Genomic DNA, 13,704 nt, shown 5'->3' with positions numbered 1-13,704 from the left:
ATAAGATAAAACCCACGGAAGACCCTCATGACCCGAATTTTACTGATTGAAGATGATGCCACGATTGCCGATGGTATTGTCAAAGGCTTGAGCCAACAAAACATGATGGTGGATTGGTTTGCTGATGCCAAACTCGGTGAAATGGCAATTCATGAAGGGGTGTTTGATGCCGTGTTATTGGATTTGACTTTACCACGTGGCGATGGGATGACCATTTTAGCCAATTGGCGACAGCAAAAGATTGACACGCCTGTCTTGATTATTACGGCGCGTGATGCCATTGCCAACCGCGTGGCAGGTCTCAATGCTGGCGCAGACGATTATTTGGTCAAACCCTTTGCTTTAGATGAAGTGGTTGCCCGTTTGCAGGCTTTGATTCGCCGTAGCCAAGGGCGCAGTCAAACCGAAATCCGTTATGGGGATGTCAGCTATTTGCCACAGCAGCAGCAAGTTTTTTATCAAGGCAAATGGGTGGATTTGACTGCCAAGGAAATCACCGTTCTTGAGCAGTTTATCAGCTATCCCAATTTGGTGCATAGCCGCGCCAGTCTTGAGGACAAGCTATACGGTTGGCAGCAAGATATCGAAAGCAATGCGATTGAAGTACATATTCACAACCTGCGAAAAAAGCTCGGCAATGATTTTATCCTCACTCGGCGTGGTATTGGTTATTATCTCAATCCTGCGTTGCAGCGCCCTGAATGATTCCCCCGCTATCCTTCTTTAAGCTGTTACTATTATGATGCCTGCTACCCAAAAAGCTTATAGTATCCAAAGGCAGCTACTCAATTCCCTGCTCATCGGACTACCGATTATTTGGCTATCGATTACCCTCATATCGGTATGGCGGCTTTCGCACGAAATCAACGAAATCAATGACACCCAAATCACCCAATTAGCCCGCTATCTGATTGGTATTTCTCAAGACGTTAAGCTTCATCTCGCCAATCCTGCCAATGAGCCTAAAATTTTAAATCTTGAAAACGGCTTGCTATCAGGCGATTTAGGGGATGCAGAAGAAGATTACATGGGTTTTGCGATTTGGGATAAAAACGGTAAATTACTGATGGCTGATAAAGACGGTCAGAATTTTACATTTTTGCCCAAACAACACGGTTTTTTGGAAAACAACAGTGCCTATCAAGAGCTTAATCCCTTTAGTCACTCGTGGCGCCTGTTTTATGCGCATGATGACGCCACCAATCATCTCATCGCCATCGGGCAAAACCTTAATTCGCGTCAAGAGATTATCTATAAATCATTAACCATTCAACTCGTTCCCTGGCTGATTGGGGTGCTGCTATTGATTATGCTGACATGGCTGTCGGTGCGGCGTGGGTTTGTTCCGCTCAAACGGATTAGTGACTTGTTGAGCACTCGCAGCCCTGAAGATAAAACCCCATTATCGGTTGATACACCGTTAGAAATTCAACCCCTGCTAAACGCGCTTAATGGGTTATTTGATAAAGTCGCGGATACCCTTGAGCGTGAAAAACGCTTTACCGCAGATGTCTCTCATGAATTACGCAGCCCGCTCACTGCTATCAAACTACAGACCGATGTGCTACAACAAACCATCTTGCAAGCCAATTTAACCGATAGCCAAACTGATGCACTCCTGAGTCACTGCCGACAAATCAGTCACAGTAATGAGCGCGCCAATCGACTGGTCGAACAGTTGCTGATTTTGGCAAAATTGGCGCCACAGCAAGGGCTCGACCCGCAGACCTTTTCACCGATTGATTGGATAGCCCTATCCAATGACATCCTCTCAGAAGTCAACCGTCGTGCCCGCGAAAAAAACAGCCAATTACGCCGTGATGTGTTAGTGGATGCCAAAGCTATCTTACCTTTGACAGGTAACACCACGTTAATCGGCATTTTGCTGCGTAACCTATTGGACAATGCCATTCGCTATAGCCCTGACCATACCACGATTCGGTTAGTGTTAGATAGCGAGGTGATTTCAGTCATCGACAATGGCAATGGGGTTGCACCTATCGACCTTGCTCGGCTATCAGAGCGGTTTTTTCGTCCCGCAGGTCAAGCTGAGATTGGTAGTGGCTTGGGTCTGTCGATTGTGCGCCGTATCGCTGAGCTGCATGGTTTGCAAATTACCCTACAGAACCTAGAACACGATGGGCAGATTTGCGGTTTTCAAGTCAGTCTTCTCAAGCGCTGACTTGCCCACTGCTGAAGCTTACTTTACCAACAACAGGGGGCATTTAAAAAAGGATACATAGCGTATCCTTTTTGTGGGAGTAAACTAAAAAAATTAGTACACGTTGGGCACATACATATCTTCAGCGATAGGCTCACGTTGGTAATTGTCGTGATGCTCGCGTTCTGGCAATACCACTTCATCCCGTTGTATTTCTTGGTAGGGAATTTGTGAGAGCAGATGGTTGATGCAGTTTAGCCGCGCTTTTTTCTTATCATCCCCCTCAACCACCCACCAACGAGCTTCTGGAATATGGGTGCGTTCAAACATCACTTCCTTGGCTTTGGTATAATCTTCCCAGCGGCGACGCGATTCTAAATCCATCGGTGAGAGTTTCCACTGTTTGAGCGGGTCATAAATACGGCTCATAAAGCGTGACTCTTGCTCGTCATCTGAAATAGAAAACCAATATTTGATTAAGCGAATCCCTGAGCGCACCAACATACGCTCAAATTCTGGCACTGACTCAAAAAACTCTTCGTATTGCGCGTCAGTACAAAATCCCATTACTCGCTCAACCCCAGCACGGTTGTACCAACTGCGGTCAAATAACACAATCTCGCCCGCGGCTGGCAGGTGCGCGACGTAGCGCTGAAAATACCATTGGGTTTTTTCTCGGTCATTGGGGGCAGGCAGCGCGGCCACACGGCAGACACGCGGATTGAGCCGTTGGGTGATACGTTTGATAGCACCGCCTTTACCTGCTGAGTCGCGACCTTCAAAGATGACAACGATGCGCTCACCGGTTGCCACTACCCAATCTTGCAATTTGATCAATTCTTTTTGCAGACGAATCAATTCATTAAAATAAATATGGCGAGCGATTTTTTGGCTGTCGGTTAACGGCTGCCCCTCATACCGTAAATCTTGGATGTAGTCGTCCATTTCGGACTCAATCTCTTCGTCATAGCTGTCAATCAAGTCTTCATGCATTTGTTGTCGCAGTCTATCATTGTTTTTGAGGGTTTCATCATTTAAAAAATGTGATTGGGGTAAGTCATCAAGCATATCGGTGATATGATTGCTGATAGTGAGGTTGCTATGTGCAGTGGGCTGATTATTTGGCATATTGACGTTCTCTAATGAGCATTAAAAATGCTGATAATATGACAAAATTATGAAGGTATGATGATACAAAAGGTTAAAAACATCAGCTTATCTGCGCTGGCTGAAGCATTAAGTATTGTTGAGGCGTTAAAAACCAACCAAGTTGACAAACTGCCTTTGACAGCAGACATTCCGCCCACGTCAGGTTTACAGCGTCCCGATCTTTGGGCAAGCCTGTTGACCATTAAACAAACGCCTGCGTTTACCCCGCTCGTCAAAACAGTAGCCGATAGTGAAGTCAAACTTATTTGGGCAGAAGCAGAATTTTGTGAGTTTGGTTGGCGCCATTCTCGCGAGCACTATAATACTGTTGACCGCTGGGTAGCTACGGCTGAATTAACCGCCTTAAATACGTCGGGCGTGGATAAACAAAGCTTTAATGCGTTAAAAACCCAGTATTTGGCGCGCTTAAAGCCGCTTGCCGCGACTAAAAACAGTAAAGAAATTTGCCGTGGCGCTGTGTTACCTTATATCGAGCTACCCAAAGTTGGCATAGCTGAGCCCAGCCCGCAAACTTTGACTCTGCCTGTTGTTGTAGCTGTCGCATCTCCCAATTGAACTCAACATTGCGTCCAAACCTGCCATTGTAGGATAAAGTGCCCAACACAAAGCGGACAACGATGATACGTTATCCATTTTACATTTGGCCTAGCGTTGGTTTTTGTATTTTTAGGCCTAGTTCGCTTATTGATTATGGATTGTTGCATCTACCAGTTATCAATGAGTGTTTGACTGGTGACTAGCCCACGCTTGATTTATGCTTTATTAATCTATTTATTTTATTTAATAAATACATTATAGCAGCAGGTAACACAAACAGAATCAATAACCATTGATCACCTTTGCGACGTCTGGCCGCGATGGCTTGAACGCCTTTATCATAATCAGCAATGCTATAAAGCGCTTGGTCGGCCACCCTCATCTCATAGACGATAAACCCATACGGGTAGTCCTCAGCATAGTGAATACTGGCCGTATGTCCAGCCAACGGGTAGGCTTTTGGGCAACTTGAATGATAACCGTCGGTTTCCAAACAGCGAAAGCGCTTGCCATTTAACACCAAAAACTCATCACGGCTGCTGCCCGATTTGCTCTGGGCAAATACCAATTCGGTAGGTTGTTTGGGCAGTGTAGCGGTGATGGTTTGCCAGTCTTTTTGTTCAAGTGGTGTGTCAGTGATGGAGAAAAAATGGGCAATAGCGATGGCCATCAAGGCAATAACGGCATGGCTGGTGAAAAACACCCTTAAGCTTGGCAGGTCTTTGGGCGATTTTGCAACATAGCCAACCACCATAAAAAATGTGATTACGGCAATGATACCAACGGCCAATAAGTAATTGGGCGCAACATAAAAAGCGATAATGACGGCTGCGACATTATAAAGCTTGGCAATCGTGACCAGTATTGGGTATAAGTTGTTGGACATATTATTAACTAAATTTGGGTTTGCTTTATCCTTCCACAATAGGCCGTCCGGCTCAAGTTAAATTTTTTGTAAACTTTCACTTCAACCGCTTATTCCACAAATCTAACGATTGAGCGGCGACAAAATGTTATAATCGACTTATTAACAGATACCTATGACAATTTGAATCAGGACAAGCCCTCTCAGTGAGTATTAGCATGAGCATTAGCACCAGTAACGCACCTACCAGTCACAAACCCCACGACCCCACCAATTTTAAATTAACGCCCCCTACCAGCTTTCCGTATCAAGACCGTCAAGCCACGAATAAAGCGCGTTTAGCTGACCTGTTAAAGCAGCGAATTTTGTTCCTTGACGGCGCGATGGGTACTGAAATCCAAAATTATAAACTCATCGAGGCAGACTATCGTGGTGAGCGATTTGCCAATTTTGGACGTGACGTCAAAGGCAACAATGACTTATTGGTACTGACCCAGCCGCATATTATCCGTGATATTCACCGCTCGTATCTTGAGGCAGGCGCAGATATCATTGAAACCAACAGTTTTAATGGCACGCAAATTTCGATGGCAGACTACGGCATGGAAAATCTCGTTTATGAGATTAACAAATCCGCCGCCGCCCTCGCCCGTCAAGTGTGTGATGAAGTCACTGCGATAAACCCAGAAAAACCTCGGTTTGTGGCAGGCGTGATTGGTCCCACCTCTCGCACTTGCTCGATTTCACCCGATGTCAATGACCCCGCCTTTCGTAACGTCACCTTCGATGAACTGGTTGATAACTATACCGAGGCGACTTACGCTTTGATTGAAGGCGGTGCCGATATCATCTTGATAGAAACCGTGTTCGATACCCTAAACGCCAAAGCAGCGATTTTTGCGGTGACGGGCGTGTTTGAGGCCATTGGGTTTGAATTGCCGATTATGATTTCGGGCACCATTACCGATGCGTCGGGACGTACGCTGTCGGGGCAAACTGCCGAGGCGTTTTATAACTCAATCCGCCACGCCAAGCCGATTTCGATTGGGTTTAACTGTGCGCTGGGCGCAGATGCGTTAAAACCGCATATCAAAACCTTGTCGGATGTGTGCGAAACTTTTGTGTCCGCTCACCCCAATGCAGGCTTGCCCAACGAGTTTGGCGAATATGACGAAACCCCTGAGCAAACTGCCACCATGGTTGCCGACTATGCCAAATCTGGCTTGGTCAATATCGTGGGCGGCTGCTGTGGTACCACCCCCAAACATATCGCCAAAATTGTCGAGATGACGTCGCCCTTTGCCCCACGCCAGCTGCCAGACTACAAACCAGCTTGCCGATTGTCGGGACTCGAAGCGTTCAACATCACCCGTGACAGCCTGTTTGTCAATGTCGGTGAACGTACCAATGTCACAGGCTCAAAGAAATTTTTGCGTCTCATCAAAAACGAAGAATACACCGAAGCGTTGGACGTGGCTCGTGACCAAGTCGAAGGCGGCGCTCAAGTCGTTGATATCAACATGGATGAAGCCATGCTAGATAGCAAGGCGGCAATGATTCACTTTGTCAATTTGGTTGCCAGCGAGCCAGATATCAGCCGTGTACCGCTGATGATTGACTCGTCAAAATGGGACATCATCGAAGCGGGTCTTAAATGCACCCAAGGCAAATCTGTGGTCAATTCGATCTCGTTAAAAGAAGGCAAGATAGAGTTTGTGCAAAAAGCCAAGCTATGTCAGCGTTATGGGGCAGCGATTATCGTCATGGCGTTTGATGAAGACGGACAGGCAGACAGCTTTGAGCGTAAAATCGAAATCTGCAAACGCTCATACGATATTTTGGTTGATGAAATCGGTTTTCCGAGTGAAGACGTCATCTTTGACCCCAATATTTTTGCCGTCGCCACGGGGATTGAAGAGCATAACAACTACGGCTTAGACTTTATTAATGCCACCCGATGGATTACCGACAATTTGCCCAATGCCATGGTCTCAGGCGGTGTGTCGAATGTGTCGTTCTCATTTCGTGGCAATCCCATTCGTGAAGCCATTCACGCCGTGTTCTTGTACCATGCTATCAAAAACGGCATGACCATGGGGATTGTCAACCCCGCCATGCTAGAGCTGTATGACGATATCGAACCAGACGCTAGAAACGCCATTGAAGACGTGATTTTGAACCGCAACCAAGGCGAGTCAGGTCAAGACGCCACCGACCATTTGATGCAAGTGGCAGAAAACTATTTGAGCGGTAAGAAAAAAGACAGCACCGTCGATTTGTCATGGCGTGAATTGCCCGTCGAAAAACGCATTGAACATGCGTTAGTTAAAGGGGTAACCACTTATATCAATGAAGACACTGAAGAAGCACGGCTAAAATTCTCGCGTCCCTTAGACGTCATCGAAGGACCTTTGATGGACGGTATGAACGTGGTCGGTGACTTGTTTGGGGCAGGCAAAATGTTCCTACCGCAAGTGGTAAAATCCGCCCGTGTGATGAAGCAAGCGGTGGCATGGCTTAATCCGTATATCGAAAAAGAAAAAGTTGCGGGCGAAACCAAAGGCAAAGTGCTCATGGCAACGGTGAAAGGCGATGTGCATGACATCGGCAAAAACATCGTCGGCGTGGTGCTCGGCTGTAATGGCTATGACATCATCGACTTAGGCGTGATGGTGCCTTGTGAAAAAATCCTACAAGTCGCCAAAGATGAAAACGTCGATATCATCGGCTTGTCAGGTTTGATTACCCCAAGCCTTGATGAAATGGTGTATGTCGCCAAACAAATGCAGGAGCAAGGCTTTAATCTGCCCCTACTGATTGGGGGTGCGACGACTTCAAAAGCCCATACCGCGGTAAAAATCGAGCCCAACTATCAAAACGATGCGGTTGTCTATGTTGCTGATGCCAGCCGCGCAGTGGGCGTAGCGACGACTTTACTATCCAAAGAAAAACGCGTCGATTTTATCAGTGAGCTGCGTCAAGAGTATGGCGAAGTCCGTGAACGCCTTGCCAATCGCCAACCTAAAGCGGCGAAGCTGTCGTATGCGGAATCGATTGAACAAGGCTTCCAATACGACTGGGCGAACTACACGCCGCCTAAGCCCAACCAATTAGGACAATTCATTTTGGACGATTATCCGTTACAAAATTTATTGCCTTATATCGACTGGACGCCTTTCTTTATCTCTTGGGGATTGGTCGGCAAATATCCCAAAATCTTTGATGATAGCATCGTCGGGGAAGAAGCCAAAGACTTATTTGCCAATGCCCAAGCCATGATTGATAAATTAATCAAGGAAAAATTGGTCACAGCTAAAGCGGTGTTTAGACTAAGCCCTGCCCAACGTCCAAGCTCAGACACGGTGCAGGTACTGGACGACCAAGGCAATGTCGTGCATACCTTTGAGCACCTGCGTCAGCAGTCTGATAAAGCCAGTGGTAAACCTAATTACAGCCTAGCAGATTTTATCAGTCCTGAAAAAACCGATTATCTCGGTGGTTTTACGGTGTCATTGTTTGGCGCAGAAGCACTTGCCAATGACTATAAAGCCAAAGGCGATGATTATAGTGCCATTATGGTACAGGCGCTTTGCGACCGCTTTGCTGAGGCATTTGCCGAACATTTGCATGAGTTGATTCGTAAACAGTATTGGGGCTACCAATCCGATGAAAATCTCACCAATGAAGAGCTGATTAAAGAAAAATATGTCGGTATTCGCCCTGCGCCGGGTTATCCTGCCTGCCCTGATCATACCGAAAAAGGCAAGCTGTTTGACTGGCTTGATACCACCAATGCCATTGGGACGTATTTGACAGAAAGCTATGCCATGTACCCTGCGTCTAGCGTGAGTGGGTTTTATTATAGCCACCCAGAGAGTGATTATTTTAATGTCGGTAAAATCAGTCAAGACCAGCTTGAAGATTATGCAGCGCGTAAAGGCTGGGATAAAGCTACCGCAGAAAAGTGGCTAAATCCGAATTTATAATGTTTACCTTTTTGTAAAAATGCTTGCAGTGATATAAACATTTTGTGTAAACTACTGTGTAACAGCACCACTACCGCTATCTATTCTCTCTGGAAACATTGGTTTAGAATATGTAGTGGTTTTCTATTGCCTATCAAAAAAATCCTTGAATAAACCCCATATTTTCAAATTTAACGGCATTATTCTTTGGTTTAGGAAAGCTTAAGAGCAAGTCTTTGATATTTTCTCGCCAAAATGTATCCTTGCTAATTATATTCAATAGATGGTCAATAACAATCAAATAAAAAAATAGTCTTTTATTATCAAGATTGTTTAATCCCTTAATTTGATGGTCTTTTTTTCCAATAACATCAATATTTACATTCCACAGACGACTATGATGGGCACAGATATTACGAATGTAATTGAGTGAACGTAGCCAGCTGGCGAACACATCGGCATTTCTCACTTGATAACTTTGGGCAATTAGGGTTCTTTGCTTATTAGGTAATCCTGTATAAAGTACCGACACTGCTCCAAAGTCCAAGTGATCAATCGCTACCCAAATAGGAATGGCTTGATAGTTTGTGGCATGGTGTATGATAGCAGGATTCTTTTTTGCTCTTTCAATCTGTTGGTCAAATTTCTCTTTCCACCTATCATAACTAGTTTTACCTTTTTTATCTTTGTATTGAGTAAAGCTTTTATCAAAGCTCTTTGGGTCTAGGTGAGCAATGGGGCTAGTTCTTCCCATGAGATGAGCAATCTGTGTTCTAACAGACATTTCTATGCTTTCTAATGCTTGTAAGACTAGCAGACGTAAGTGTTTATCAAAATTATATAGGTTTAGTACGTCTTGAAAATTTGTATCTCTAATAAATTTATCTTGTCTTTGTCCAGCATTGTCTGTTTGACGAAATGGATACCAATACCCACTAAGTCGATAATAATTGATTTGGGAAATGATGTGCTCCGCTGATTTTTTATCTTCAAAGCACATACCACGACTTTCGAGTAGTTGGATTTGTTGTTGATATGATTTCCAAGGTTTGCAGGGTTTTAGTGGGTTATTCGTCATATTGTTTTTGATACCACGCTCTTGCTTGTGTTTACTTGCTTGCTGCATCGCCAATTCGACAGGATTTTCGGGGTTATGAGGTTGTATTTTGAATCTCTTAAAATAGTGCAATCCTAATCACCCTCAAATCCATCATTTTGGCGATAATATCGTGTGTTACAAGATTTTAACATATTTGATAAAATAGTAGCTTTGAAAGCGCCAAAGATTAAAAATAATATTAACCTAAAAAAACCTGCAAGATTGCAGGTTATAAGCTTTTATGGAAATTTGAATTACTGCTCAATCGCGTAATCAATGGTGACAACGAGCCGCACCAATTTATCCACGCCATCTTTATCATACGTCCCACCATAATCCGAATCATCGGTATCAGGGTTATGCGCATCCAAAATATTAAACGACCCTTGCGACGCTGAGCGCATCACCCCCACTTTGGCATGACCGGTTTTGGCAAATTCTTCGGCGCGTTTGTTGGCATCATCGGTGGCTTTAGCAATCAAATCATGCTTGATTTTCTCAAGGTCATTGAGGAGATATTGCGGTTTTTCAAACGTCACGGATTCATGGCTGATACGATAATTTTGCACTTGAGCGAGCATATTGGTGATTTTATTGAGTTCTTGACTGCTAATTGACAGCGTTTGCGTGGCTTTATAGCCATTTTGGCGGGTGCGGGTTTGTCCCTGCTCATCCACATAATCTTCATTATACGGCTCAACGCTTATGGGCGTGACATTTTGACTAGATACGCTAAAACCTTTACTTGCCACAAATTGCTGCAGCGCTTTATTTATATCCTATAGAGTATAGCAAACAAATATTGAATATTAATGGGATTTTTTTAGCGCGATGGTTTTCGCCAAATTGTCTAATTGCCGCATGGAATGTTTGTTATCCGTGGGCTGCTGATAGCGGGTTTGTCGATAAAGCGCGGCAAGTGCTTGAAGGGCTGCCTTATCAGTAACTTTTGGCTCAAGTCGAGTAAGCCAAGCCAGCACCCCTTCACTATCCTGCCTTGCGAGCGTTTTGTCTTTTTTTGCCAAGCGATTGGATAACTGCACCATAATCCAATCATGTCTATCCCACACCCGGCGGCGACGCCACCACAGCCACAATCCCAATAGCGCAAGGACGCTCACAAGGGTGACAAACATCACCATCACTTGCTGATAGACAGATTGGATATTGAGCCATTTAAACAGCGATGACCGCTGGCGGTCTTGGTCATAGCCGACCACATCGCGTTGCCAATAGTAGCTAGCTTGGTCAAACAAGCGGCGCGCTCGCTGCAGCATTTGAAACTGCTGATAGCTAATTTGCCCTGCCACGCCCTCACCAAACATTTTTGCCCCAGCATATTGGGTGACAGTGTCCATACCCTGCTCGACCCGATTGGGTGCGACAAAGCCCGTAGGATCTACCCGCACCCAGCCGCGCCCTTGCACCCAAATCTCGCTCCATGCATGGGCATCCATTTGGCGCACTTCCCAACTTTTGCCATCACGCCCTAATTGCCCACCTTGATACCCGGCTACCACCCGAGCAGGCACACCTGCCGCTCGCATGAGGTAAGTAAAACTTGACGCATAATGCTCACAAAACCCTGCACGGGTAGCAAATAAAAAATCATCGATGCGATTACTACCCAAGGTAGGGGGCGATAAGGTGTAGCGAAACTGCTGGCTACGCATCCACTGGGCGATGGCGTTGGTATAGGTAATCGGGTCATCGCCTGCTTGGTGGTAGAGTCGCTGGGCAAATTGGCGACTTTGCGGATTACCGCCTGCTGGCAATGCTAAATTGACCTGACGCTGCTGGGTGGATAAGGCTAAATTGATAGGCGCATCATCTAACCAATGCACTTGATAAGTGAAACGCTGATTGACAGTATCCCAATACCGTAGGGTAAAATCCGACGTCAGCCCAATGCCTTTTTGGTTGGTTATCGGATAATCAAGCCCAAATAACCAATTTTGTCCCGTCTGCTCCAAAATCACCCGATAGTCAGGGATAACGGCTAAGGTAAAGCGTTTACTCAGCTTCAACGTCGGCAACAACCAATCAGCAAACGGCTGATTGGGCGTCCAAAGCGAGGTGCGAGGATTGGCGCGCCAGGTGGTGCCATCAAAATCAGAAAATACCAAACCGCGCCAATATAAATTTTGTTGGCTTGGCTGATTGCCTAAAAATTCTACCCGAAACGCCAATTCAGTCGATTGACTGAGGTTGGCAAAATCGCCCGGTGACATACTATCTGACATGCCTGTCTTTGCTTGCACGCCGCTCAAATGCACCGACCACAGCGGCGGCAATCGGGGAAAAAATAAAAATAGAATAATGGTCAGAGGAATCGCTTGACCGACCAATAAGCCAAGCGTGCGGTAGCGTCCCGTACCATCATCATTTTGCGCAATCATGGCAAACAGCACGACCATCGTGCCAATCGCCACTTGTAGCGTTGTAATCAAATCTTGGTTGATTAACAACAGCCCTGCCAATACAAACAGTGATAAACTCAGCACCACATAGCCATCACGCCTGGTATGCAATTCAAGTAGCTTACTGACGGCACACAATAGCAAAAACGCGATACCGACATCCAATCCAAAGGCAGTACGATAGGTCACATACAGCCCCACCAAACTTGCAATAAATCCTGTGTACTGTATCAACTGTAATGAGCGCGGACGATACAAAGCGTTGGGTAACCAACGTCGCAGGGGTTGCAATTGAAAGATGATAATAAAAAAGGCATACACCGATAGCCAAATGGGTAAATTTTTGACGTGAAAAACCACAATCAACAGTTGAGATAGCAATATCCACTGATACGCCGAGATTTGGTTTAGACGCTGAGATAAGGTTAAGCTAGGGTGATTTGGGTTAGGGCGACTCATGGCGTTTTTGCCAATCTTAGCAAACATTGCTGACGAAATGCTTGTCCTTCACCTATTGTGCCCTCACCATCAGGCAGTCGCAATTGAAAAGCGATTTGGCTTTGGGTCAAACTATCCACACCATAGCGCAGCTGGCTGAGTTTTTCTTCATGCGTCACCGCAGGCATTTGATAGTAATCAAGTAATTGCTGCTGCCCCACACTCTCTACAAAACGCTTTGACATGAGTCCTTGCCCGCGCGCGACATGCGCCCACGAAATACGCGCCAATGATTCCCCTGGGACATAATTATCCAGCTGGTCAAAATCTTCCTGCCCTGCTTGGGTGTGTAAGGCAGCGGTTTGCTCTTCATCAGATGGCACAAACTGACTGGCTTTCATCTCATAGCGCAGTGGCGCAGGATAAACCCACGCGTGTCCTTCAAAAAACACATACGACCAAGCTTGCAAAATCCCTAAGGGATATAGGGTACTCACCGTGAGTCTGGGTAACACAAATTTGCCGCGTTTGTCGGCTGTTAACCATAAGCTCACCTGTTGCGGCGCTTGTATTTGACTGACCAACAGCCAATCACTTGGTTCGGACTGTGTATTGGGTTTGCGGTGTATCGGCTGTTTAAAGTCAAAGGCGTTGTTGGCAAAACTTAACCGAATTTGCCGATGCGGCTGTCTTGACTCACTACTAATTTGCAGTCGCACTTGCACTTTATCACCCACTTGCGTGTCGCTGATATCCACCAATTTGATTTGTAACCCTGCCAAGTGCGCAAAGGTATAATGGATGGTCACCACGAGTAGACTAGCCAACAAAAAGCACAAACCCAACACCAAATTATTGGCGTAATTAATCCCTGCGACAAAGGTAATGATGAGTAAAAAAGCGTACAGCAATCCTTCTTTACTCAAAAAAATATACACGTTGCGCAGGTTGAGGGTGATGTCGCGGCTGATTGGCGCTCGACGCTTAAACCATGGTTGCAAGTAGTTTTCAAGTCGCTGGCGAATGGCAAACATGATAGGCGCGGGCTC

Annotated in this window: 10 protein-coding genes; 4 read left to right on the top strand and 6 right to left on the bottom strand. The window is 45.7% G+C overall.

The genetic code is table 11. The features are described from left to right. The first annotated feature begins 27 nt into the window (after window positions 1-27). Entirely contained in the window at window positions 28-705 is a 678-nt protein-coding gene (locus tag ACAM37_RS01210) for a response regulator (RefSeq protein WP_007117116.1), read from the top strand. 34 nt (window positions 706-739) lie between these two features. Next, on the top strand, window positions 740-2,182 hold the full coding sequence (locus ACAM37_RS01205) for an ATP-binding protein (RefSeq protein ID WP_369626349.1): 1,443 nt from the start codon (window positions 740-742) through the stop codon (window positions 2,180-2,182). A gap of 93 nt (window positions 2,183-2,275) precedes the next feature. On the opposite strand, the gene ppk2 is transcribed toward ACAM37_RS01205, so the two are convergent. Next, window positions 2,276-3,289, bottom strand: a complete 1,014-nt coding sequence (gene ppk2 / locus ACAM37_RS01200) for a polyphosphate kinase 2 (RefSeq protein WP_369626348.1) — start codon at window positions 3,287-3,289, stop codon at window positions 2,276-2,278. A gap of 57 nt (window positions 3,290-3,346) precedes the next feature. On the opposite strand from ppk2, the gene ACAM37_RS01195 reads away from it, so the two are divergent. Next, entirely contained in the window at window positions 3,347-3,886 is a 540-nt protein-coding gene (locus tag ACAM37_RS01195; RefSeq protein ID WP_369626347.1) for a hypothetical protein, read from the top strand. Window positions 3,887-4,067: 181 nt separating this feature from the next. On the opposite strand, the gene ACAM37_RS01190 is transcribed toward ACAM37_RS01195, so the two are convergent. Continuing rightward, window positions 4,068-4,754 carry a hypothetical protein gene (locus tag ACAM37_RS01190; RefSeq protein ID WP_309593666.1) on the bottom strand — a complete coding sequence of 229 codons (687 nt, stop codon included), beginning with the start codon at window positions 4,752-4,754 and terminating at the stop codon, window positions 4,068-4,070. Window positions 4,755-4,951: 197 nt separating this feature from the next. Between ACAM37_RS01190 and metH the strand changes: the two genes are divergently transcribed. Then, on the top strand, window positions 4,952-8,719 hold the full coding sequence (gene metH, locus ACAM37_RS01185; protein WP_369626346.1) for a methionine synthase: 3,768 nt from the start codon (window positions 4,952-4,954) through the stop codon (window positions 8,717-8,719). A 133-nt stretch (window positions 8,720-8,852) separates the two neighbouring features. On the opposite strand, the gene ACAM37_RS01180 is transcribed toward metH, so the two are convergent. The 4 genes from ACAM37_RS01180 to ACAM37_RS01165 form a co-directional block, all read right to left on the bottom strand. Beyond that, window positions 8,853-9,824: an Abi family protein gene (locus ACAM37_RS01180; RefSeq protein ID WP_007117126.1), complete on the bottom strand. Its 972-nt coding sequence runs from the start codon at window positions 9,822-9,824 to the stop codon at window positions 8,853-8,855. A gap of 227 nt (window positions 9,825-10,051) precedes the next feature. Further along, window positions 10,052-10,561 (bottom strand): SIMPL domain-containing protein, encoded by a 510-nt coding sequence (locus ACAM37_RS01175; protein WP_256999112.1) that lies wholly within the window; start codon window positions 10,559-10,561, stop codon window positions 10,052-10,054. A gap of 45 nt (window positions 10,562-10,606) precedes the next feature. Next, window positions 10,607-12,703 (bottom strand): transglutaminase TgpA family protein, encoded by a 2,097-nt coding sequence (locus tag ACAM37_RS01170; protein WP_369626345.1) that lies wholly within the window; start codon window positions 12,701-12,703, stop codon window positions 10,607-10,609. Further along, on the bottom strand, window positions 12,673-13,689 hold the full coding sequence (locus ACAM37_RS01165) for a DUF58 domain-containing protein (protein ID WP_369626344.1): 1,017 nt from the start codon (window positions 13,687-13,689) through the stop codon (window positions 12,673-12,675). Before ACAM37_RS01165 ends, ACAM37_RS01170 begins: the two co-directional genes overlap by 31 nt. Between the last annotated feature and the right edge of the window lie 15 nt (window positions 13,690-13,704).

This window comes from Moraxella sp. K23, from assembly GCF_041154765.1.
Classification (GTDB): domain Bacteria; phylum Pseudomonadota; class Gammaproteobacteria; order Pseudomonadales; family Moraxellaceae; genus Faucicola; species Faucicola tetraodonis.
This window is presented reverse-complemented; position numbering and strand designations above follow the sequence as displayed.

Excerpts from the sequence above, each read along its gene's own strand:
- ACAM37_RS01190 (WP_309593666.1), bottom strand. The coding sequence starts at position 4,754 with ATGTCCAACAACTTATACCCAATACTGGTCACGATTGCCAAGCTTTAT.
- ACAM37_RS01170 (WP_369626345.1), bottom strand. The coding sequence starts at position 12,703 with ATGTTTGCTAAGATTGGCAAAAACGCCATGAGTCGCCCTAACCCAAAT.
- ACAM37_RS01180 (WP_007117126.1), bottom strand. The coding sequence starts at position 9,824 with ATGCAGCAAGCAAGTAAACACAAGCAAGAGCGTGGTATCAAAAACAAT.
- ACAM37_RS01195 (WP_369626347.1), top strand. The coding sequence starts at position 3,347 with ATGATGATACAAAAGGTTAAAAACATCAGCTTATCTGCGCTGGCTGAA.
- ppk2 (WP_369626348.1), bottom strand. The coding sequence starts at position 3,289 with ATGCCAAATAATCAGCCCACTGCACATAGCAACCTCACTATCAGCAAT.
- ACAM37_RS01165 (WP_369626344.1), bottom strand. The coding sequence starts at position 13,689 with ATGTTTGCCATTCGCCAGCGACTTGAAAACTACTTGCAACCATGGTTT.
- ACAM37_RS01210 (WP_007117116.1), top strand. The coding sequence starts at position 28 with ATGACCCGAATTTTACTGATTGAAGATGATGCCACGATTGCCGATGGT.
- ACAM37_RS01205 (WP_369626349.1), top strand. The coding sequence starts at position 740 with ATGATGCCTGCTACCCAAAAAGCTTATAGTATCCAAAGGCAGCTACTC.
- metH (WP_369626346.1), top strand. The coding sequence starts at position 4,952 with ATGAGCATTAGCACCAGTAACGCACCTACCAGTCACAAACCCCACGAC.